This window comes from Paenibacillus sp. WG02, assembly GCF_055396115.1.
The window spans coordinates 2,552,274-2,574,973 of the sequence record NZ_AP036016.1 but is presented as its reverse complement, the minus strand read 5'-3'; the positions used below and the strand labels follow the sequence as shown (position 1 = coordinate 2,574,973).

Annotated in this window: 17 protein-coding genes; all 17 read right to left on the bottom strand. The window is 44.4% G+C overall.

All coding sequences use genetic code 11. The features are described 5' to 3' along the window. Positions 1-4: 4 nt before the first annotated feature. The 17 genes from ACBP55_RS11515 to ACBP55_RS11435 all read right to left on the bottom strand — a co-directional run bounded on the left by ACBP55_RS11515 (position 5) and on the right by ACBP55_RS11435 (position 22,677). A complete protein-coding gene (locus tag ACBP55_RS11515) occupies positions 5-1,873 on the bottom strand; it encodes a heparinase II/III domain-containing protein (protein ID WP_464651643.1) in 1,869 nt (622 codons plus the stop codon). A gap of 113 nt (positions 1,874-1,986) precedes the next feature. Continuing rightward, a complete protein-coding gene (locus ACBP55_RS11510; protein WP_464651641.1) occupies positions 1,987-3,501 on the bottom strand; it encodes an ABC transporter substrate-binding protein in 1,515 nt (504 codons plus the stop codon). 91 nt (positions 3,502-3,592) lie between these two features. Then, complete coding sequence (locus ACBP55_RS11505; protein ID WP_464651640.1) at positions 3,593-4,483, bottom strand: carbohydrate ABC transporter permease; 891 nt, start codon at positions 4,481-4,483, stop codon at positions 3,593-3,595. 14 nt (positions 4,484-4,497) lie between these two features. After that, on the bottom strand, positions 4,498-5,412 hold the full coding sequence (locus ACBP55_RS11500; RefSeq protein WP_464651638.1) for an ABC transporter permease: 915 nt from the start codon (positions 5,410-5,412) through the stop codon (positions 4,498-4,500). Positions 5,413-5,599: 187 nt separating this feature from the next. After that, positions 5,600-7,906 (bottom strand): helix-turn-helix transcriptional regulator, encoded by a 2,307-nt coding sequence (locus ACBP55_RS11495; RefSeq protein ID WP_464651636.1) that lies wholly within the window; start codon positions 7,904-7,906, stop codon positions 5,600-5,602. A 231-nt stretch (positions 7,907-8,137) separates the two neighbouring features. After that, complete coding sequence (locus ACBP55_RS11490) at positions 8,138-8,995, bottom strand: DUF8034 domain-containing protein (protein ID WP_464651634.1); 858 nt, start codon at positions 8,993-8,995, stop codon at positions 8,138-8,140. Then, positions 8,895-10,070, bottom strand: a complete 1,176-nt coding sequence (locus tag ACBP55_RS11485) for a DUF8034 domain-containing protein (RefSeq protein ID WP_464651632.1) — start codon at positions 10,068-10,070, stop codon at positions 8,895-8,897. Before ACBP55_RS11485 ends, ACBP55_RS11490 begins: the two co-directional genes overlap by 101 nt. 30 nt (positions 10,071-10,100) lie before the next feature. Continuing rightward, on the bottom strand, positions 10,101-10,832 hold the full coding sequence (locus ACBP55_RS11480; protein ID WP_464651630.1) for a sugar isomerase domain-containing protein: 732 nt from the start codon (positions 10,830-10,832) through the stop codon (positions 10,101-10,103). A 23-nt stretch (positions 10,833-10,855) separates the two neighbouring features. Further along, a complete protein-coding gene (locus ACBP55_RS11475; RefSeq protein WP_464651629.1) occupies positions 10,856-11,743 on the bottom strand; it encodes an ROK family protein in 888 nt (295 codons plus the stop codon). A gap of 33 nt (positions 11,744-11,776) precedes the next feature. Next, positions 11,777-12,538 (bottom strand): SDR family NAD(P)-dependent oxidoreductase, encoded by a 762-nt coding sequence (locus tag ACBP55_RS11470; RefSeq protein WP_464651628.1) that lies wholly within the window; start codon positions 12,536-12,538, stop codon positions 11,777-11,779. Between the two features lie 5 nt (positions 12,539-12,543). Beyond that, the gene (locus tag ACBP55_RS11465) at positions 12,544-13,830 is read right to left on the bottom strand and encodes a Gfo/Idh/MocA family protein (protein ID WP_464651626.1); all 1,287 of its coding nucleotides are present in this window, start codon (positions 13,828-13,830) and stop codon (positions 12,544-12,546) included. A gap of 211 nt (positions 13,831-14,041) precedes the next feature. Continuing rightward, positions 14,042-17,497: an OmpL47-type beta-barrel domain-containing protein gene (locus ACBP55_RS11460; protein WP_464651624.1), complete on the bottom strand. Its 3,456-nt coding sequence runs from the start codon at positions 17,495-17,497 to the stop codon at positions 14,042-14,044. Then, positions 17,451-18,338: an InlB B-repeat-containing protein gene (locus ACBP55_RS11455; protein WP_464651622.1), complete on the bottom strand. Its 888-nt coding sequence runs from the start codon at positions 18,336-18,338 to the stop codon at positions 17,451-17,453. Before ACBP55_RS11455 ends, ACBP55_RS11460 begins: the two co-directional genes overlap by 47 nt. 413 nt (positions 18,339-18,751) lie before the next feature. Beyond that, on the bottom strand, positions 18,752-20,326 hold the full coding sequence (locus ACBP55_RS11450) for an ABC transporter substrate-binding protein (RefSeq protein WP_464651620.1): 1,575 nt from the start codon (positions 20,324-20,326) through the stop codon (positions 18,752-18,754). Between the two features lie 63 nt (positions 20,327-20,389). Beyond that, positions 20,390-21,265 carry a carbohydrate ABC transporter permease gene (locus ACBP55_RS11445; RefSeq protein ID WP_464651618.1) on the bottom strand — a complete coding sequence of 292 codons (876 nt, stop codon included), beginning with the start codon at positions 21,263-21,265 and terminating at the stop codon, positions 20,390-20,392. Positions 21,266-21,277: 12 nt separating this feature from the next. Next, a complete protein-coding gene (locus ACBP55_RS11440; RefSeq protein ID WP_464653289.1) occupies positions 21,278-22,153 on the bottom strand; it encodes an ABC transporter permease in 876 nt (291 codons plus the stop codon). Between the two features lie 374 nt (positions 22,154-22,527). Beyond that, on the bottom strand, positions 22,528-22,677 hold the full coding sequence (locus ACBP55_RS11435; RefSeq protein WP_464651616.1) for a hypothetical protein: 150 nt from the start codon (positions 22,675-22,677) through the stop codon (positions 22,528-22,530). Positions 22,678-22,700: the final 23 nt, after the last annotated feature.

Sequence of the window (22,700 nt, the reverse complement as noted above, 5' to 3'; positions counted from 1 at the left end):
GAACTTACACCCGTTGATTCTTGATCTCAAACCGGACATGACTTTCCATACTTGCACTAACGCTTATGCGATTTAACATCAGACGGTAGTACTTACTTTCTACCCCATAATGAGAAACCGCCGTTACCGCTTCAACCTCAACTAACCAGTCGCTCGGGCTAAAATGCATCTCCACCGTACCGATCGCGATCCTACCCATCTCGATCTGCTGCGGCTCAACACCGCAAATAAACACTTCCTGAAAAGCCGATGGCGTTTCACGGAACGCCGCTTTATCCGTTATAACCAGCTGTGAGGCCTCATGGCTCGGGCGGCGCCACAGAAACTCGCGCGTAAGCGACTGCAAGGTTGGACACGTGTAGGCTTCGGTTAAGTCGAGTTCAAAGCGCACCTCGTCTTCCGTCACCTCATGCTGCAGTAATTGTGATCGGTACTGCCTGCCGAAGCCTTGTCGATAGCCATCAACAATGGGCACAGAATGTCCATGCGAGCCTGCATGAATCGTTTCGTAGCGATGCTCTGGCTGGAAATACTGCTTCGTGTATACGCCGATTCCCACGTCCGCAAGCACGGTTACTCCGTCAACATGCAGGATAAAATGACCCAAATCATTATGATTATGTGGTTCTTCGTTGTACCCTCCCTTTGCCGCAAAAGCAGCGATACGTCCATTCGGCTGAAGCACCTTCGAAATGACCCATTGATTTCCCGTGAAAATCCGCTCCTGAACGAGTTCTTGCGGCTCCCCTGAAAGACCCGCTTCAGCATCCTGCTGGTCCGAAGACCAGAACATCAAGCGCGTCGCTTCCAGCCATGAAACCGGAATGACGTTCATCCGATATTCGTCTGGCGGCAGTTGCATGGAAGGGAAATATTCACACAGCCGCTGCATCAACCCAGTATGAAAACGGACTTCATCCGGGGCATCCGAAAAGTTAACAACTTTTCCGCTTGTCAGCAAGCAGAATTGCGGGAATTGTGCAATCTTGCTGACTTTTTGCTCAGCAAGCAAGTTGATTTGCCCGCCTGTTCGTTCTTTGAGCAATTCAGCAAAATAAACGAGGTGCGAGAAGCCGAATTGCCAGTAAATCGGCCCTTCAGGCGTAGCTCCCTGCTCGTCAAAGCCGGATAGATATTGGCGCAACACGTTAATGACACGCCAGAGCATGCCGGCGAGCTTTTCGCTGTCATCAATCAAATAAATAGCTGCTGCACCGATGCTGGATGCACAAACGGCAGGCCAGTTATTCGTCTTCAACTCCCAATTCTGCGGAGTCGGATCATTGAAATATACTTGGAAAATACGACGCTCAATTTCCGCTTTCGCGCGCTGGGCAACCCAAGGGTGCAATCGCGGTCCAACCTTGTGTAAGATTTCGGCCAGAGCAAACCCAACTACAGCAGCATCCAAATCAACTGTTTCACGAGGAGCTCGTGGTTGATCCCAAATGCCGTTCGGATATTCATTCACGTACAGTCCGACATGTGCCGGCAGTACCCACGTATATTCATTGCAAATGGACCAGATCGCATTTTCGAGTCCTTTCTTCCATTCCGGTCGTTCATCTGCCATCATCAACAGACCGAATACATGCAGACCGGAAAAAAGCTCGTTGCGTTTCGTTTGATACGTCATTCGGTCACCTGTTTCGCCGAACAGAAGAAAGTCGGAGAACGGTGGTGGAGATAAATGTTGATCAGACAATTTGACAGCTTTTTCTCCAAGCTTCTCCCAAAAGTCCGCATATCGGTCGTCGTTCTGAATTTGCGTCCATCGCTCCGACGAAGCTGCTTCAGGAAAAAGCGTATGGTTGCCATCTTGCGTTTGTTCCAAAGCCGACTTCAATTGTCGTAGTGTTAATGTTGACAGCATAATTTCCCACCTTTATTATCCTTTTCAAATAAATCATGCTTACGGCAATATATTTTTAATTCTATCGCCGTAAGCATGTTATTTAAATATGAGAAGAGCTTACATTACTTGGATTACTTTGTTTTCTTCCACTCATCAAGTTGCTTCTGAGCTTCAGCGATAACTTTGTCAACACCAGCTGCTTTCAACTTGTCTTGGAATTCTTTCAGCTTCTCGCTTGCAGCCACAGTACCTGTTTCAAGACCTGGTCTGTATTGGTCAATTACAGTCGCAATGTTAGCAATTTCCGCTGTAACTGCTGTATTCACAAACTTGAAGCCCATAAGCGGTGATGGTTTAGCTGTTTCATTTTCTTTTTGCGTATTAGCTACTACGTTTGGATCTGTACCTTCAACTAACAAACCGTTGAACGTGTTACCGAATACCCAACTTGCGTTTGGAACGTAACCAGCTTCTTTGTTAATTTTGATTGTGTTATCTGCATTTTTCGTATAGTGCTTACCTTCAACGCCGAAGCTGATTGTGTTAAACAGCTCTTTGTCCGTGTTCAGCAAATTAATGAACATCATCGCGCGCTCAGGGTTTTTAGACGTTTTGCTGATCGCTTGCATAGTTGTAATAATGGAACCAGTTCCTGCCCATACTTCAGTTGTAGGAATCGCGATTACATCATTTCCGCCGTTTGCAGTCTTAAACTGAGTTTCAACACCTGGCTTCAATACGTTGTGGACTTGAACAACAGCGTTACCTGTTTTCTCAATGTCCGCTTTGTTTTTCAATGTAGCCGCATTATCGTTGATATAGCCTTTATCGTGCCAGTTTTTCGCCAAATCTAAATATTGAGCGTATTGAGGCGTCTCATACATATTGATTACTTTGTCTGGATTTTTAAGATCAACACCTACTACGCTTGCAATTTGTTCTAAGCCGTAACCGCGGAACATGTTACCAAATCTTCCGTTACGATCCATCAAGAATGGAACGACGTCTTTGGACTCGCCTGCTTTTACTTTAGCCAAGAATGGCTCAAGATCTTCAATCTTTTTGATGGAGTTAACGTCCAGATTGTATTTATCCGCATATTTCTTTTGGATCAGGAAGCCTTGTTTGTTCGTTACGGTTTGATAGTTCGGAATACCGTAGACTTTGCCGCCGATTTTAGTAGCATCCCATACGAATTGCGGCATGGATTTACCTAGAGTTGGCGCATATTTTGCCATCAAATCGTCAAGTGGAATGAAAGCACCTTTAGATTGGTTTGTTACATAGTCCCAGTTCCAGTTAGACACCCATGCGATGTCGAAGTTTTCGCCGGAAGCAACTGTCGTGTTCATCTTTTGAATGTAGTCTGCGAAGGTTTGCGGTTGTAATTTAACTGTCGCATTGATTTTAGCTTTTGTGATTTTGTTAACAGCTTCCTGTACGGTTGCCATATCTTGCGGAATCGCGCTTAGCGGGTAGTTCCAAATTAATTCTACTGGTGCAAGTTGCTCTACCTTAGCAGTTGCAGCCGTGCTAGCTGCTGGACTCGCTGTAGAAGCGCTATCAGATCCTTTAGTGCCGCATGCGGACAGTAAGATAGCAATACTCACTGCTCCAGTTAGTACTTTAAACATTTGCTTTTTCATACATTTACCCCCTGCGATAATTTGATTTTGTATCTTGCTTATATATCAACTGCAGCAGCTTTTTGAGGCGCTGCAGTTTGATAACGAATGACTATCCTTTGATGGAGCCCACTGTGAGCCCGCTTATGAAAAACCTTTGGAACATCGGGAAAATAAACATCATCGGACCTGCTGCCAGAACAGCCATGGCCATTCTTGCCGATAAAGCAGGGAAGTCAGCGATATTAAAGTCGACATTAACTGTCGAGATGTTATTCGATAGAAATTCAATGGTGCTCATCACACGGTAAAGCAGCAATTGAAGCGGTATCAGCTTTTGATTATCGATAAACAATAAGCCTAGCCACCAATCGTTCCAATATTGGAATGAAATGAACAGGCCAATCGTGACAAGTGCTGGTATGGATAATGGAAGCACCATTGTGAAAAAAATGCGCCACTCATTTGCACCATCGATTTTCGCAGACTCGAATATTTCAAGTGGAAGCTTATCCAAGAAACCTTTCATGACGAGAATAAAGAACGGGCTCAGCAAGTACGGAACGATCAGTGCCCAAATGGTATCCTTCAAGTGCAAATACTGCGATATCAGAATGTAGAACGGAACTAGTCCGCCACCGAATAAAGTTGTAAAGAAAACATAAAGCGTCATAATTTTGCGGTAGCGATAATCGCGTCGCGACATCGTATAAGCTGTCAAAGTTGTGAATAGCAAACCAACAATAGTCCCTACGACTGTTACGAATACGGTGACCCCATAGGCACGAATCAGCGCATCGGGAGCTTGAAGGATAATTTCATAAGCTTTCGTGCTGAAAACTTTCGGAAATAAATGATAACCATTTGTTAGTAGCGATTTCTCTTCAGTGAACGAAATGGATATGACTAGAACAAGAGGCACTAAAAGCGCCATTGACAATAAACAGAACAACACATTAATGATATTGCCTGACCAGTTCACTCTGCTGCTTTCCGTTTGCATATATGCTTACCTCCTTACCAAAGCGCATTGTCTGAGTTAATTTTTTTGATAATCCAGTTGGACAACAGCACCAGAATGAAACCAACAACAGACTGGTAGAGCCCGATTGCGGTAGACATTCCGACATCTCCGACAACTCGCAGCGATCGGTATACAAACGTATCGATAACATCAGTTGCGTTATATAAGAAGCTTGTGTCGTTCGGAATAAAGTAGAACAATCCGAAGTCAGCACGGAATATATTGCCGATAGCTACGATTAGCAAAATCACGATAAGCGGTGTCAAGAGCGGTATAGTAATCTTGCGAATCATTTGCCATTTGGAAGCGCCGTCAATTTTGGCAGCCTCATAATAACTTGAGTCGATGGATAGAATACCAGCATAGTAGATCAGTGTTGAAAAGCCTACACCTTTCCATATTTGTGTCAGAATGATAATAAACGGCCAGTACTTTGCTTGTTCATACCATTTAATTGGTTGATCACCAAGTGATTGCAGCATGACGTTCATAAATCCGTTTTTGTGATCCAGAAACCCGAAGACGATATATCCGACAACGACCCAAGATAAGAAATAAGGAAGAAACAAGGTCGTCTGATGCAGCTTAATCCATTTTCGGGGAATTTCATTCAACAAAATTGCAAATGTTAGCGCAAACACTAATGTTAGTAAGATAAAACTCATGTTATAAAGAATCGTGTTGCGTGTTACTGTAAAAGCGCTATCGGATTTAAAAAAGAATTCAAAGTTTTTAAACCCGATCCATTCGCTCCCCCAAATCCCCAAATCATATCGATATTGTTTAAATGCAATAACGAGACCTAACATGGGCAAATAATTGAAAATCAATTTATACAGGATTGCTGGCAATGACATGACGAACAATTCCTGATTACGTTTGAAGTGCTTCCACTCCCGTTGCAGCATTTGCTTCCCTCCCTGCGGTGTTAAACCGTCGTTGTATGCTCCTTATTATTGGGGGAAACTGTACAAATAACTACTGTAATAAATGAAAAACACTCCACTTTTCTCCCGTACAATCCCGAAAACACTGTATTTTCAACTTAGCCTGAAAAAAAGAAAAGCTTTCCGGCACTTTCGTACCCGGGAAAGCTTACTCTTGAACGACTGTTTTAAAGCGATATTCTTTCGGCGTGATCCCGAATTTCTTTTTGAATAGCTTAAAAAAGTAGCTTTCATTGTTATAACCGACCATTTCCATGATGCGGTTGATGCTGTAATCTTTGGTTTCAAGCAACAGCAGTGCCTTCCGCAAGCGAACATCATTAATGTACTCACTGATGGACATCGATTCGTGCAGTCTAAATTGCTTGCTCACATGGGCCGAAGAAAGCTTCATTGCTGCCGCTATGCTTTGCAGGCTCAGATTCAAATCCTTATACTGCTCTTCAATCATTTCTTTAACGGTATCCGTTAAGATCTGATTCGACTGTTCTTTCACATCCTGCGTTCGCTGCTTCTGAATGTCTTGGAAAATGTCCAAGAACATGTCATAAATAGGTTTTAGCGTTTCTTGCTTCATCATGTGCTGAACCTGCCGCTTAAAGTCCAAGCTGACTTGTCTAACGGTTCGGCTGTTCATTTCACGCACGATATTTTCCACGAGCGCAAGCAAATGAAGTATGGAATACGTGATATTGTTGTAATGCATCACTTTCATTTGCTCAAACAATTGAACCAAGTGATCCTGAAAATCCTTCTCTTGCCCCGACTTAATGGCTTCCGTTATTTTCTTCTCCGCATCAGCCGGAAACTGGAACGTAATATTTTCATTATTATTCCTCACGAGATCCAGTGTGATTATGCTCCCTTTACCAAAAATAATCCGATAAGACGCATTTTCCATAGCAAGGCCGTATTGCTGCGAAACTTGTTGATATCGCTCAACCTTTTCTCCAATCGAAACGGTCATCGAGAAACGGTAGTACTGAAGAAGGGTTTGCTGTAGCTCTTGGAAAGCATGCGTCAATGAGTTTACATGATCGCCATGAGGCTCTAGCGACTCACCAACGAGTAAGACAAAGTGATCATTGCGCATAGAGACAACTTCACAGCTAACGCTTTTAGACACAAGCTCCTTGGTGATATTGGCGATCGCAAACTTGTACAGTCTCTTCTCGGCATCGCTCGTTTTCGATTCAAATTCAACAAAATCATCGATCAACAGCACACATACACGTACACCTTGGTTAAAATCAATATCCCAATCGACTTGTTCAATTTCTTCTGGGGTAGGCAGGCTCGCATCGGAAATAAGTCTCCTCAAAGCGAAAGTCTTATGTGCACTTCTGTTCGTATGCTCTTCCGATTCATGCTTGACTAATTGATGCATAGCATCTTGGTAAGCGGTGGAAATAAATTTCAATTCATCCAAATCGGACCTGTCGTCCGACCCTTTACGACGGATTCCCGTCACTTGATTTAACAAATGTTCAATCGGACGATACAGGCGATAGGCAATCAGCAGCGAGCCCGCAATGGAAAGGATTAAAAATCCAATGATGATCACTAAGGAAATCGCCCGCATTTTGCTTAACTTGCCCCACACAACCTCATAGGGCTGAACGCTTGCAATGACCCAGTCGCTTTTGCTGGATGACATAAAGCTCAGAATCGACTTATTCCCGCCTGATCCATATACGAGATAGTCCTGTGATACGCCGGAGCTCACTTTCTGACGGATAATGGATGCTATCGCATCAGTAGCAATAACATTGCCCTGCTGCTGTGCCATGAGCGGGATGCCTGATTGATCTGTAACAAAAATAGAGCCGTGCAATTCATCTGACGTCTTATTCATATTCGTTAAGTTATCAAACAGCCAGGACGGCTTGATCGTGACGATCAGTTTACTCCCGGACATGCTGTCATAAATAAACATAGATAGTGCTGGAAATGTCGTTTTATCATAAGACAGAGGAACAAAGGTGAGAATGGGTATGTGTTTCTGTGAATGGATATACTGGTCTATGACACCGTTCATACCATCATCCTGGCAATTCAAACTGCTCAAGGTTGAATAATAGCAGCCTGTTTTGGCGTTGTAGATCGTTATATTTTGCAAAAAGGATGAGTTTGTTACCGTTTTCTCCAGCCTGTTTAATTTTTGCGCAAGCTCGCCCTTGTCCATCACATCGATATTCGATAAATAGACGACATCAGGGTCGAAATACGTGGAGACCGCAATATTTTTTACTGTTTCGTGCATATAGTCGATATTATATTTAATTTGCGACAGCACCTTTAAATCCGCTTGCTGCTGCATTTGAAGCATCGTTTTATCGGAATTGTAATATAGAAGCGTCGTGCTGACGGATAAAAACACAACCATGAGAACCGTGATAGAAAGCAGCAGCTTAAGCAAATATTTTCTTGATTTGTACAAACGAATAATATTCATCTAGGTCCACCCTCTTCTAGGAAGCTCTATATCAACAAGGAGCAATTCATTATACAATATAAAAAATGATCTCATTGATAAAATGTTCATATATTTGAATTATTTTTAGTGTTTACATACGCTCCCACTCTATTATTAAGTCAAACCTGCGTAAATGGCTACTGTAAAAAATAAAAAAAGCTCTACTTTTTATGTAGAGCCAATAAATTAACGAGATGACAGCTTATTCACTTAGCTATCGATGCGCCCTTGAATTCGCTGTTTGTCATTATCCGGCCAGGGCATAGCATATGTCGGCGTATTCACAAACCGTTCCATACCAAGACGCAGTGTAATGCTCGTTCCCTCCGGTATTTCGACACAGAGCCACTTTCCGTTGATAGTCATAGTGCTGGCTTCAGCTCTGTCCTCGTTAATGATCTGTCCTTCTGTAAACATATGCTCGCCAAATACACCAGCCTGGATAATAAGTGTCTGAGCGTCGAATAGACTCGTATTCACAAGTTGAATGGTCACAGAGTCTGGCGTTATCTTCTCGACCAAAGCCGATACCCCTTGTGGTAAGCCTGGACGCTTCTGGACACTATCGAAGTAGCGAACTCGGCCATATTGTAGCCCTCCATGTGATATATGCATCGGTCCTCCCAGTGTTAGCTGTACGAGACCTTCGAAATATACCGGGCACATTTCTTGCCATATATGGATAGCGGAATAAATCCCCTCGTTATAATGCTCCGACCAGCTGTGCGGGTCGCCTTCGGGAGAGCGCATTTTGGCGAGTTGATTGCCGATCAATTCGTAATTGGCACTTAGAATCCGCTCTGGATAATCCGGATTAAGCCCTCGTATATACTGGTACCACGGCTGCGTATTGCCTATGTAATGCTTCGTCTCTCTGCCGGTCTTTGGATCTCTTCCGGAAAAGGCCGGTACAATGACTTCGTTCCAATCGTGATTCTTGGGAATGCGTTCGATTCTTTCCAAGTCTTCATCGGCCATCGACATCGACCATAAATAGATCGGATACTTTGGTAGTGCTTCCCGATAATCGGCCCAACCACTGTCGAAATGCTTGTAGGGTACGAGCAATTTGCCGTCCTGCTCCGTTCGTAATTCCCAGTTGCGATCCAGTTGCTCTCTCGCCAGTCTGCAGTCCGCCCAAATCACCGGTCAGCATCGCGAGATTCATGCATGCATTGGTCAGCGGTTCGATGATCGTCATGAAGCCGTGTGGCCAGCGCCAGCCGTAGTAGCCTCCCCACCATTTGCCATCGTTATATTCACCGATTTCTCCTGTTAAGCCGACATTGTCTGGAATAATGCCTCCGTTACGATCCGTCCGCTCCTTCCAAGCATTGACATACTCGATGACCCATTGGCGCAGCTTCTCGTCACCTGATTGCAGATAGGCATGGGTAATCAGACCTGTCGCGTTTAAATTGAGCGGAACGTCTCCGCGATTCATCCTCTCGTTCATCATCGAGATCAGTTGTTTATATACATCATCGTCAGACCAGGCGCATTTGCCGCTTGCGAAGTTGGCGCCTGAAATATCTTCATAAGGAGCGAGGTAATCATCCAAAATACCCCGGTGCGTGCTCCAATCTTCTTCAGTCACTTTATGGCGCGGACCTCTGCTGCCATTCAATGGGGAGGTGATCAACCTCCGCTCTTTATCATAGTTTGGCGCTTCTGGATCGTCACCTGTATACATGGCTGCGAATCTTTGCGCTCTCTGGCGGTCTTTCAGCGTTGTCGGCCCAGCCAACCCAAGAAAATAAAAGTACAAATAACCTTCGCCATGGTGCATCCAATCGTAATAGGCGTCGAAGTCGCGGTGAATTTGACCGTACTCCGTCCATTGCCATGTGATACCGTCGAAAATACGCCGGGAAATCTCGTGCAGTTCTCCGCTTCCACCGAGCACGTACAAAAGTGCCAGATTCATGAATCCTTCATACGGATCATCCGATCCATCCATGCCTGGCCAATGGTCGAACCAAATTAGCGTACCGTCCGGACGGGTATAACGCAGGACGAATTCTTTCGCCGCTTTGTTTAAAGTATCGAACAAAAGTTGCTCCTGCAGGGCCCATTGTGGCGGTGCTATCCGTCGGGTCGCGGTGATGCTGGGCATTTTTTCATTTTTTTGCGATGCAGGCATTCAGGAAACCTCCCTCAGTCAGTAAGTGAATTAAAGGTATCTAATCCGATTGCGATATCGGTCGATCAACTCACGGTTGTGGCCATCGCCACCATCACGGTTGGCGCTGATCAAAACCGGAGGAACAACGTCTCTATTACACAATTCATCGACGATAGCAACAGTTAATGCTTGAATGATTGCAATACCGCCAATCGTCGATGTTGCTCCCGTTTTATTTTCGCTGTCATCAAACGATAATGTAGCATCACCGTAGACGCCGCAATTATCTAGCACGATATCCGCAACCTCGTATAATTTTTTCCCACTTTCATGCCGTGAAGCTGTCTTTAAAGAATGATCCATGTTCGTCAACGCAACAACATACAAGCCGAGCTCTTTGCATGCCATAGCAACTTCGATCGGAACAGCATTAATACCAGAATTCGATACCACCACAATAACTTCGCCAGGGAGTAAATTGTAGCCAGTCAGCAGTACATCTGCATATCCCGATAATCTCTCAAGCGATGTGGCCCTGCCTACATTTAACTCCATGAGTGACGGCTCTAGCATAGCACTCACACAAGCGAGACCGCCCGCACGATGAAACACATCTTCCGCAATCATGTGGGAGTGTCCGCTTCCAAAAACGTGCATAATCCCGCCAGTTTCAATAGAATCTGCAACTTTGACAGCTATTTCAGTAATCTTATCTTGCTGCGTATCTTGAATTTGGGTTAAAAGTGCATGTAAAGTTTCGATATAAGTATTTAAGAGCATGTCATTCTCATCTCCCTTTTTGCTTACAAATGCAGAGCAACCGCTCCTAAAATTCCGGCAGTCGATGCAAAAGCCGCTGGTGTGATCTGAACACTCATCGAGCTAGATGGAGGAAACCTTTTCAATACGGTTGCTCGTACAGGATCCAATAGCACGTTACCAGCTTTACTCATGCCACCGCCAATTATCACATTTCCAACACCGAAAAGCTGAATACAATTGACCAAGCTAACCCCTAATAACTCACCTGCTTCCTGAAACAAGCTTCTAGAATAAAGGTCGCCATTGCTAGCTGCTTCATAAACCTGATAGGCATCTGCTCCTGTACGATCCTTAAGTGCAGAAGCCGAAACATAATTTTCTAAGCAACCTCGATTACCACACTTACAAGGCTCTCCGTCTGGAATCACACTTGTATGCCCAATGTTGATAATCGGTCCCCAATCCCCTTCATAGATTTTTCTATTTATAAATAGACCCGCTCCAACTCCTGTGCCTAAACAAACATACAGAAAACTCGATAAGCCTATTCCTGCTCCATATTTACTTTCGCCTATGGCTCCAGCAGCTGCATCGCTTAACAAACGGACTGGCAGCTTAAGTTGCTCTTGCATGAGATCTACCAATGGAACCTCATGCCATCCCAAATTTACAGCGTATTTGACGATACCTCTTTGCGTGTCCAATATGCCTGGACAAGCTATTCCAATGCCCGTCAGCAGCCCTGCTGACTCTTTATTCTTTTCAATATAGAAAGAAATTTGCTGTCGAATGAAAGAAATATCCGCAGTATTAGCATCGTTACGAGGCAACGAGATCGACATCTCATCCAGAATTAGACCTTCTTGATTAACAAGACCCATTTTCAAATTTGTTCCGCCGATATCGACCCCAATCGCGAAGTTGCTCATAATTCGCCTCTGTCCCTTATATTTTCCGATTATTTATGATCCAATAAAATATCCGCCATCAACCGGAACTTCCACACCATTGATCCAGGATGAGCTCTTGCTCGCAAAAAAGACAATCGCATCGGCAATTTGCTCGGGAGTAGCAATTTTTTTTGATTCTTTGTAGATTTTTTCAATTTCTTCAGGCGAATGATTGGTCATTTTGAACCATTCGTTTAATAGAGGTGTTGCCGTTCCTCCAGGCATTAGCGCGTTCACCCTGATATTCGCCTCGCGGAGATCTAACGACAACCCACGGCTCATATGATTTAGTGCCGCTTTCATCGCATCATATACGAGATTATTCGGGCAATTCATTAGCCGGTTAATGGAGCTTACATTGATCACAACGCCTTCACCGTTTCGTTTCAACCACGGGAGCGCTTCCTGTGTCATGAAAAATGGAGCCTTCACATTCACAGCGAACAAAGCATCCCAATCTTCATGCCGGATGTCTTCAATCGGCTTATTGCAAGCAAGTGCCGCATTATTGACAAGAATATCAAGCCCTCCCCAATGGCCTGTTGTTTGTTCAATAAGTAACTTCGGAGATTCCTGAAGAGATAAATTCTGACGCTCGAAGATGGCTTCTCCACCCGCCTCACAGATCTCCTCTACAACACTGCGACCGCGTTCTTCATTCATCCCATGTACAGTCACTTTCACGCCATACCGCGCAAGCTTGATCGCAGCCGCTCTGCCGATGCCGCTTGTTGAGCCTGTAATAAGGGCAATTTTGCCACGTAAATCTTCCATCGCTCTCACCCCTTTATGCTCAAATTTGTTTTCAATTCATTCCTATATTCCTCTATCCCAATAACCCGACTCTCCAAACGCGACTTTTCGGCAGCGAACGCCATCAGATGGCTTTGTACGGAATTCCGTGCGCCAGTAAGTCCAACTTCATCCCCATCTCGGCTCACCAACCGAACGAAATCCCGCATGATGCCATGATCACCGCCGCCATGTCCATCCAAAGGAGCGTCAATATCAATCGTTTTGGTCTCACCTGTTATAAAGCTGCTCACTTCTATGACGTTTTTCTCCATATCGGCTCTGATCTGGCCACGTGTTCCCATCAGTTTCATCGATCTGCCGCCTTCTTTCGTGAAAGCGCACATCGTAAAGGCGACGGTAACCTCGTTCGCGAACTCCAGATTGACGACCTGATGATCTACCACATTGTTATCGCAGTGATATACGCATCTGCCGTATGGCCCATTTTTCAAAGCTTGAAGGACTCCTTCTCTACTGTCATCGTTACTGACAACTTTTCGCAGCACAGAACCTACCCAGTCCTCTCTCTCCAAATACATTTTAGGAGCATAATAAGGACATTCGTTCTGAACGGGGCAACCGTCCAAACAATACAATGGCGCTCCTTCAGGGGCACTTTCGGAGCGAAAATGCGTTAACGCACCGAATGATGATACCTTCGTACACTCGGCATCCGCTAGCCACAGCAAAATATCCATGTCATGACAACTCTTCGCCAAAATCATTGGACTAGAAGTTTCGGAGTTTCGCCAGTTTCCTCTCACAAAGCTGTGCGCTTGGTGCCGATGTTCCACATTTTCTGTATGCTGGATAGAAATGAGTCTGCCTATCGCTCCATCTACGAGCAATTGCTTAAGCTTTTTATAGAACTCGGTATACCTAAGCACATGGCAGATGGAAAACACTCGTTTATATTTTTCGGCGTATTCCCCCATTAGGACACATTCAGTTGGACTCGGAGACATCGGTTTTTCAAGTAGAACATGATACCCTTTCTCCAAAGCCCGAATGGCCGGCTCAAAATGCATTTGGTCCTGCGTACAAATCAAAACCGCATCAGCAAGTTTCGGCCCTTCAAACAGCCGATCCCAGCTTTCAAATGTATATGCATCATCAATAGCGTGAACCTGCTGGAAACGCGTCCTTCTTACGGGGTCAATCTCAGCAATCGCTACAAATTTCACTTCATCCGGGTAGTCGAGTGCATAGGAAGCGTAAGCATCGGCGCCTCTTTGTCCCGCTCCTATTAATACCGCTGTCATAGTCGCCATTTTGATATTCTCTCCTTTTAACAATAAGTCAACTTATTGACCTGATCATACCTGCTTACCTCACATTCGAAAACAACAAAAAATGAAAAATCTTCGATTTCTGGCGAAAATTCATTTCCGTACATTCAACAAAAAAGAAAACTGCGTAGAATCAAAAGAGAGGCCATAAAAAGCATTTTTGCTCTTCATGGCCACTCGCTTAATTAAATTTTTATTTTGACCACGCTTTAATTACCTCATTCGAATCTGTAGTCAGTACTTGCTTCGCATTGTTGGAAATGTTACTCGCCAGAGCTGCATTATCCATATGCTTAAGGACATCCTGCATATGTTTAACCGCCTGATCCTTATGGCCTTTGGTGAAATGGTCCAGTGCTTGAGTCAAGCTGTTGGAAAGCTGGACCTGTAGCGGCCCAGAAACATCGTTGGATGCAGAAAATGCTTTCAGAAGGAGCAGCATCGAATTGCCGCTTGTCGTTACGGTTACGTTCGCATTCCATGGTGTAGAGTTACCCGCTTGATCCGTTACGGTTACTTGAATAACATGGGTCCCGAGCTGCCCCGCCCAATTCAGTGCTGTTCCTGGCACATAAGGACTTCCATCCACCGTAACGGTTTGAGAAGCAACTCCAGATAAGTTATCCCCGCTTTGCAAATTAAACGTCACCGTTTGGCTATCCTCGAATGCATTGCCGTTCGCCAGCGGATTTCCGTTCGCCAATACCGTGAGCGTAGGTGCCGTATTATCAGACTTAACGATAATGGATTTGACGTCTTCTACATTCCCCGCTTGATCCGTCGAGCGAAATTGCACTTCATAAATTCCGTTGCCAAGCACAATCGGCGAAGCGTATGGGACGAAACCGCTTGTCGATTGCGTGCCGTAAGTACTTTGCACGACAGTCAGCGCATACTCGGTCGAAGCAACGCCGGATTTGTCATCCGATGCCTGGAGCGAAACCGTTACGTCTGACGTATACCAATCGTTAGCTCCTGTAATTCCCGTTACTGTTGCAGAGGTAACTGGTGAAGTGGTATCAAATCTGTTAAACTGTGCCGTTATTGTCACTTCCTGCGACGGCATTTGGAATGTGTAAGTACCGTCACCGTTTGCTGTTATCGGATATATGGTGTTATCCGCGCCTGTAACCGTCAAAGTGGCTTTGTCAAGCTGAAAGCCTGAATATGCCTGGGTGTAAATAGTCACAGTGTCGCTGTTGTGCGCCCTTGAGTAGTTAAGACTTGTGCTGGTGGCAATATCACCGTTTGCGGATTGCACAACATGAATATCGTTTGTTGCATACAGGGTTATGGGGTTTCCAATAGGAGTGAAGCTAGTGTTTTTGGTAACCTGTTGCAAGGTCCATTGCTGATTCGGTACAACCTCGGTCAGCTTCCAGATCATGCCGTTAGACCATGCTTTTCTCATATTTGCCTGCACCGCAGACGTGAAATTGCCGCCAACAACAAACGCGCCATGTTTTATCGCATTGTTCCAAAGCTTGATATCATTTGCCATGTAAGTCAACGTTTTAAATGTGTTTGCATTAACATACCAACCGGTTCCGGCATTCCAACCGGCCTTCATAGCAAGGTTCATAAGCAGGTTAGGCTCGTTGCCAGCTCCATGACCTCCGCTGGTGTATGTCCAACCAAGCATTTCCGGGAAAAAGTTTTGACCGTAGAAATCCAAATAATTGGCAATTTGGTTGACATTTGTATTGGATTCTCCCCAGCTGATTCTGGACGCCACATCCCATAAATTTGAGCCCATATCACTATGCTCTGTAATAAATCCGTCTTTGTTTCCAGCTGCATTTATACGATTATAAACTGCGATAGGAAATTCGCTGAATTGAAGAGGACCGTAAGTTGTCATTTTGGTTGCCTCTAATGCATCATAAGACATAGCATGGACACCTACGTTATTAAATATGTCTGCCATACGGCCAGTCATCTGCTTATTCAATTCCATATCAGCAATATATCTGTCGTAATAGAACCAAAGAAGCTTAGCATCATCTCCAATATCATGAGCGCTTACCGTAGTAGTACGATAACCGCGCGTAACGCCTGTCAATTGCCATTCGTTCTCACTCACTTGAGTGCAGGTGCCAAAAGCAATCATTTCATTGTCGATTAGAACGCTGTTTGAACCTGCTGCGCTGACAGCAGCCGGTGAGAATTCCTTGCCGTTATCGATATAAACGGTTGTGTCAGTAGCAGACATCGGTCTTGTCAGATGCGCAATGCCCGCGCTTGCGAGCCCGGTATTCGCAAGGGGCTTGATATATGTCACGTCGCTAGGGGAAATCTCGTTCGACAAGGTATGAACGCCAACTTTAATGCCGTAGCTTGCAGCGGTGTCTACCATCTGTTTTGCCGCTACATCGGAACCGCCGAAGTTGCCGTTAAACTGGAATCCGCCGTCTGTAATCCATGGACCTGACGCGCCGTATTGCCCGTAGATGTAATTAATACCTGCGTCGAGGGCCATTTTAGAGTCATTTACAATGTTATTGGACATATTGTCGGTAAAAACTAGGAAATCCTGCGCTGTTTCCAGAGAGGACTTTTGCCACTTACCGTTAATCGTCGGGTGTGGCAAGCCTTCATTTACCTCTATGTTGGATAAAACGTTTAAAATATTAGGAGTTCTTGTTCCGAACAAGGCAATAGAGGAGCCTATCATGCTCGCATCGCCTGCGTAATCACCGGTAAGCGCGGGGATAGTACGCGTAGGTGAAGTGTCGTTCCATGCCTGAACCTTACGTTCGGTTGGCTTCGTATAATCCCATGTGTATGACTGCAACGCACTGCCCCATGTGCTGAAAGAAGCTGCGACATTGTTGAAACCTCTGGTATTGAGGGGATGTGCGAATCCGTTAACGTTCGGAAGATTCGATGGATAACTTAAATTGTTAAATTCAACCGGCCAACCACCGACGGTCTTACTGTTCAAGTCATGAATACCGATGCCGAATTTGTCATTGTATGCAACACCTGCAACCTGACCGCCTGATGTTATGCCCACCTTAATAGGACCCCATAATACGGCCTGCGCAGACCATCCCGACGGTAATGTCAAATCAGTCAGTGTAAATTTGGTATAGCCGCCTTTTGTATCAAGATTTACGGTAGCCTTGCCCTTTACAGAGGCAAAATCCAAAGTTAAGGTCCCGTTCTCTTTTGCATAATGTATCGCTGTTGGATACTGCGGAGCATAGTTCACAATCAGGGACATCAGATACGACGCCTTGCTGTCCGGACCGGTTGTAACATAGTCGGTGCCGTCAAGCGTGTTGATAAGTTTTGTAACCTGACCGGCGCTGTTTAGCACGATATTCAACAAGCCTGCCGGAATTACATAAGCATCCGGAGTGGGCACAGGTACCCATATCGCTGTCATAGTTATATCATTTGTAATCGGAGTGGAAAAAACATATGGCACGCCGTTAAGTTCCCATCCTGCCAAAATCATACCATCGCTTGTAAGACCTCCAGGAGGAGTCACTGTATTGCCTTTCGTGACCTTTACAGTCATTGGTTCCGCATTCTCGCTGTAAGAAAATTTAACGGTGTATATCGGAACGGTTTTCCAAGTAGCCACTAGCTTCATGTCACCTGTTACCGGCTGAGAAATCCCACGCTGTTCCGCTGGCAACATCCACTGTCCATCCGTCGAAAACCTGACCCAATGTTTGGGAAACAGGGTCGCCCGGCTTTGTTAATACTGTGCCGTTGGTTACTTTTACAGTAGTTGAAGGGTTAACTCCGTCATTATAATCATAGGTGACGGTGTTCATATAGTAAGCCTGCAGCTGGCACATCTGCGGAAGGTTATTGTTGGAGATTGTGCCGGTTTCACCGCCAGACCACCATCTGATGTAGCGTGCAGTTGTCGGCGCAAAGTTAATCTGATGACCGCCGGCATTTGTATCCTCCTGATATTCGGCGTCATTTCCGGCCGAAACACCCGTGATGGTTCCGTTTACAAGAGTGCCGTTTGCAAATGTCTGGTTCGAGTCCTTTGGATCCTGATGAGCGACATCGTTGATATCCTGATTGAATACGTTGACCCAGTTGATGCCGTCTGCCGAAAGCTGAACAATCTGGTTATGATATGTCCTTAATCCTACTGCTGGGTGATTAGCATAATAATTCCAAATTTTAATGACATTCATCGTTTTTGCTGTTCCTAAATCGATACGAAGATACACGTCGGAAGTATTGCCGGGAGCGGGAGAACTGTTAGCGCCCGGTGCAACCCATAAATTGGTATTTAATGTGCCGCTTGTTATGTTTTGGAGTGAAAATGGGGCGCCTCCCCACCAAGTACCGGCGCTCTGACCAGTTGAATCATAATTGGACCCCGTTACGGTGGCTTGATATGCAAGATTTCCCGGAGGGGTACCTATTGCCGTCGCCGCAACATATGTCGGAAGCGATACGGTTATGAAATAACATAAAGTTAGAATAATTGATAAAAGTCTTAATTTGGTTTGCATAGTCATTATACCTCCTTTAATTTTTAACTTTTGAAGCAAGTATTCTTTAACTTAAGCAACGCCATACAAATGCAGTTATCCCTCCGTTCAGATTATTTCCATAAAAAACAAGCGCACCGCTAAGTAGGATTTATTTTACGTATGTAAAAACGAGGTGGGCTAGCCCTATCTTAATCCGAATTTCAAATAACTGCATAGACAAGAAAAATGAAAAAACTCCGATTTTTGAACAACTTGAACTCCAAAATCTGAACATATCCAGGAGTTCTAGCAAATTACTTCAACTGTGCCCGGGTTTTACCAACTCTAAAAGTGTTGAAAAAAAGGGAACTTTCATCATGTATCCATTACAAGTAGGATTACATAGAAAGTTCCCCGAATACGAACGACTACATTACTTTAACTTCAATTACTTACTTAGTAGCTTTCCAAGCATCCAATTGCTTTTGCTTTTCAGCAATAATTTTGTCGGAACCCGCCTTTTTCAGCTTATCCAGGAATTGCGGCAAGTACTTCTCAGGGTCTACGGAACCGCTCGCGATCGCAAAATAAAGCTCATCGATAGCAGCGTCAACGTTCGCCTTCTCTGCTTTCACTGGTGTAAAGTCAAATACAAAACCCAGCGCATTGGAAGGTGTTGCGTTTTTATTGAGATCTACCCACATTTGCGTAAACTTCTGATCGTTTCCTTTCGGGTCACCCTCTGACAAATAAGTAAGAGACATATTGCCAAATTCCCAAGGAGAACTCATTTGGAAGCCGCTGTCTTTAATCGTTTCAATTCGGTTATCCGCGACTTTCTTGTAATGCTTACCCTCGACGCCCCAGACAAGTGTGTTGTAAATTTCTTTGTCGGTGTTAAGCAGATTAAGGAGCATCATGGCTCTTTCTTTGTTTGGCGAATTCGCAGAGATAGCCGTCATTGTTGCTGCAGCTTTATCTGTTGTAAGAAGCGGCTTTACGAACTGGAAGTCGTAAGACTTTGTATCTGGATTTGCGTAAGACATTCTTCCTGGTGCATCCATGCCAGCTTGCGTAAATGCAGTGGAGTCAATATCAATCTGGCCTAACTGCAGCGCGTTCTTTCCAGCTTTACGATCGGCCGAAGTCTCTTTTAAGGTGGCTGCGTCTTTCCGTAAATATCCTTTGGTGTACCAGTCTCTCATCATCGTAATAAAGGATTTGAACTCTGGAGTCTCATACTGATTGACAACCTTGCTTCCATCTTTTAAATACAGATCTCCGGGCGTTTTCGAATCCCCTAAAGATTCAAGTCCGAACATCGGCGGAGCGGTAAGGAATGGATCGATTGCCTGGCTATATTCCCAAGGTATCAGATTGGGCTCGTTCTTCTTAACTGTTTCCAGGAATGGCGTTAGGTCAGATAACTTGGTCACAGACTTCCAATCCAATTTGTACTTATCCGCTACTGCCTTCTGTATGATGTAGCCGTATCCTGCGGTTGACTGCTGGAAGACAGGCACGCCATAAGTTTTTCCTTTCACCTTAACTGCATTCCAGAACATATCTGGAATACCTTTCTTCATGTCAGGATATTTGGCAATCAATTCATCCAATGGCGCATAAGCGCCATTCGCCACATTTTGAAAGTAATTGTTGAAGCCTGCCGCTGTCCAGACGAGATCGTAGGGATCACCAGAAGCCATGCTAACTTTCATTTTTTCTTCGTAAACGCCCCAATCAACGCCCTTAAGTTTAACCGTCGCGTTGATTTTCGGCTTAATGAGCATATTCAGGGCATCTTCTACGGTCTGCATATCTTTTTGAGGCCCAGCCGGGAAATAGTACGAAAGTTCAACTGACGCTAATGGGGTTGCAGTTGGTTGAGCTGTTTGAGCTGCCGCCGTACTCGGCGCAGGAGCTGAAGCCGTTGGCTCAGCCTTTGGTGTGCTGCACCCAGTAAGTGCGACAGAGATACCAATACTCAGCATAACAAGTGAACGTTTCATGTTCTTTGATTTGTTCATGTTGTGACCTCCATATTTGTTTTTTTATATGCTAAATGGGGTTGAAACCCATGAAAGCCATCTTTAAGATTTCACTGCGCCTAATGTAAGGCCTTTGACGAAATATTTCTGTAAAAAAGGGTAAGCGAGTATAATCGGCCCGACGGATAGGACGCATGTTGCCATTCTGGCCGTCTCGTCTGGTTGGGCAAGTGCGGCTTTCGCTGTTAAAGTATTGGCTTGAAGAAATGCGATGTTATTCATGATAGATTGAAGGAGAAACTGCAGCGTATACAGCTTTCCGTTTTCAACGAATAAGGCAGCAGTAAACCAATCGTTCCAAAAAAATACAGCTGTGAAAAGACCGATAGTTGCGATCACTGGCGTCGATAAGGGGAGTACCAGCTTCAAAAAGGTATTAAATTCGCCTGAACCGTCCATTCTTGCAGATTCTATAATCGATTCAGGGATTGTATGAGTAAAGAAATTTCTCATAATCAGCACATTTACCGATGAGACCAAGTAAGGTACGAAAAGCACATAGATCGTATCTTTCAAATGAAGGTATTTCGAAAGCAGAATATACCACGGTACTAACCCTCCATTAAACAGTAGGCAGAATACGACCATGAAGGACACGATGTTTCTATACTTCACTTCTTTTCTTGAAAGACTATAGGCAAACAAGGATGAGATCATAAGATGCAATAAAGTGCCGGCGAGTGTCACGATGATGGTAACGGCATAGGCTCTCAGTATGGGAGAATTCCCGTTCAGAATGAATGCGTAAGCGTTTAAACTAAATTTCATGGGAATCAACTTATAGCCGGTTTGGAAAATCGACTGCTCATCAGATAGAGAGACGGAAAGTACAACAAGCAAAGGAATCAGGCATAATGCGCAATACACCATAAAAATACTATTAAGAATAAAGTTAGGTAATGTAAGCCGTTTGTTCATCTTGTCATCCTCCTAGAACAATGCACTGTCACGATCATAAAGTCTTATCAAAAAGTTTGATACAAGAACGAGGATAAATCCAACACAAGATTGGTACAGCCCTACGGCGGACGACATGCCGAAGTCGCTCATACTTTTCAGAGATCTGTAAACGTAAGTGTCGATTACGTTCGTAGCACTGAACAACACGCCCGACTCCTTGGGCAGGTTATAGAACATTCCCCAATCCCCAAAAGCGGCGTAAAAAATTTTCCCCGCCTGGAGCAGCAATAAAGTAATCGTGATCGGAGCCAGCATCGGAATCGTAATCTTGATGGCTTGCTGGAACTTGCTTGCTCCATCTATTTTGGCAGCCTCATAATACTCCGTTGAGATCCCGGCTATTCCTGCTGCAAAAATGACCGAGAAGTAACCGACGTTCTTCCATATATAGCCCGCTGGAAATATAAACCACCAGTAGGACGGTTCCGAATACCATTGAACAGGTTCTACTCCGAACTGTGCTAGTAGACTGTTTAATAACCCTTTGTCCATGCTTAGGAATGAGAACAGCAAATATTCAGCTACTACCCAGGACAGGAGAAAAGGAAGCAGCAAAATGCTTTTGTAAGCTCCTGCAAGAAAGCGATTACCGATTTCATTGATGAGAATCGCAATTGCGAGCGATAAACCAATACCAAGTATAATGAAGATCAGGTTGTAGACGATTGTATTGAATGTAATTTGAAATAGTGCATCGGATTGAAAGAGAAACTTGAAATTCGTGAAACCAATCCATTTACTTTTTAGAATCCCTTTAATCGGATTATATTGTTGAAACGCAATAACAACCCCGAGCATGGGTAGGTAATACATAACAATGATGAAGATCAGTCCGGGAAGCATCATGAGATAAAAGATTTTGTTTTTTATCAGTTCACTTATGACAGGTACTCGCCGTTTAATAGTTGTTTTCGATTCCACAAGGCATTCTCCTTTGCATGACGGCAATGATTTGATGCTCCTATCATAAGTCGGATACCAGAGATCTGAATACAGAAAAAAAACTGTAAAACACCGAATTTTAATAAAAATAGGACTACAATAACTGATCAAATCTCAGAAAAATGAACCAAGATGGAAAAATAACATTAAATTGTAATGTTTCAGCGAATAGAGACCATTACCAAGCAAATGCTAAAAATAAACCTTTACTAAACAAATAAACAGACCGCCTTTGTTGGAAAAGGTGTCTGTTTGTCCGTTTTCTCAAATTATGAACCTTACAAACAAGGATCTGCTTGTTGACTAGCTGTGTGATTCCATCTCCTCCATATAGTCGGACAGATGAATGACCTTGCTTTCCCATAAGTAGCATACGCCTCGGCACCGCGTTGTCCAGCGCTGATCAAGACTGCAGTAATCGTGTTCATCTTGAATTGTTCTCCTTTTGCAT

Excerpts from the sequence above, each read along its gene's own strand:
- ACBP55_RS11505 (WP_464651640.1), bottom strand. The coding sequence starts at position 4,483 with ATGCAAACGGAAAGCAGCAGAGTGAACTGGTCAGGCAATATCATTAAT.
- ACBP55_RS11515 (WP_464651643.1), bottom strand. The coding sequence starts at position 1,873 with ATGCTGTCAACATTAACACTACGACAATTGAAGTCGGCTTTGGAACAA.
- ACBP55_RS11470 (WP_464651628.1), bottom strand. The coding sequence starts at position 12,538 with ATGGAAGATTTACGTGGCAAAATTGCCCTTATTACAGGCTCAACAAGC.
- ACBP55_RS11500 (WP_464651638.1), bottom strand. The coding sequence starts at position 5,412 with ATGCTGCAACGGGAGTGGAAGCACTTCAAACGTAATCAGGAATTGTTC.
- ACBP55_RS11435 (WP_464651616.1), bottom strand. The coding sequence starts at position 22,677 with ATGAACACGATTACTGCAGTCTTGATCAGCGCTGGACAACGCGGTGCC.
- ACBP55_RS11495 (WP_464651636.1), bottom strand. The coding sequence starts at position 7,906 with ATGAATATTATTCGTTTGTACAAATCAAGAAAATATTTGCTTAAGCTG.
- ACBP55_RS11445 (WP_464651618.1), bottom strand. The coding sequence starts at position 21,265 with ATGAACAAACGGCTTACATTACCTAACTTTATTCTTAATAGTATTTTT.
- ACBP55_RS11450 (WP_464651620.1), bottom strand. The coding sequence starts at position 20,326 with ATGAACAAATCAAAGAACATGAAACGTTCACTTGTTATGCTGAGTATT.
- ACBP55_RS11480 (WP_464651630.1), bottom strand. The coding sequence starts at position 10,832 with ATGCTCTTAAATACTTATATCGAAACTTTACATGCACTTTTAACCCAA.
- ACBP55_RS11455 (WP_464651622.1), bottom strand. The coding sequence starts at position 18,338 with ATGCAAACCAAATTAAGACTTTTATCAATTATTCTAACTTTATGTTAT.
- ACBP55_RS11475 (WP_464651629.1), bottom strand. The coding sequence starts at position 11,743 with ATGAGCAACTTCGCGATTGGGGTCGATATCGGCGGAACAAATTTGAAA.
- ACBP55_RS11460 (WP_464651624.1), bottom strand. The coding sequence starts at position 17,497 with ATGTTGCCAGCGGAACAGCGTGGGATTTCTCAGCCGGTAACAGGTGAC.
- ACBP55_RS11440 (WP_464653289.1), bottom strand. The coding sequence starts at position 22,153 with ATGATGCTTCCCGGACTGATCTTCATCATTGTTATGTATTACCTACCC.
- ACBP55_RS11510 (WP_464651641.1), bottom strand. The coding sequence starts at position 3,501 with ATGAAAAAGCAAATGTTTAAAGTACTAACTGGAGCAGTGAGTATTGCT.
- ACBP55_RS11485 (WP_464651632.1), bottom strand. The coding sequence starts at position 10,070 with ATGCCTGCATCGCAAAAAAATGAAAAAATGCCCAGCATCACCGCGACC.
- ACBP55_RS11465 (WP_464651626.1), bottom strand. The coding sequence starts at position 13,830 with ATGGCGACTATGACAGCGGTATTAATAGGAGCGGGACAAAGAGGCGCC.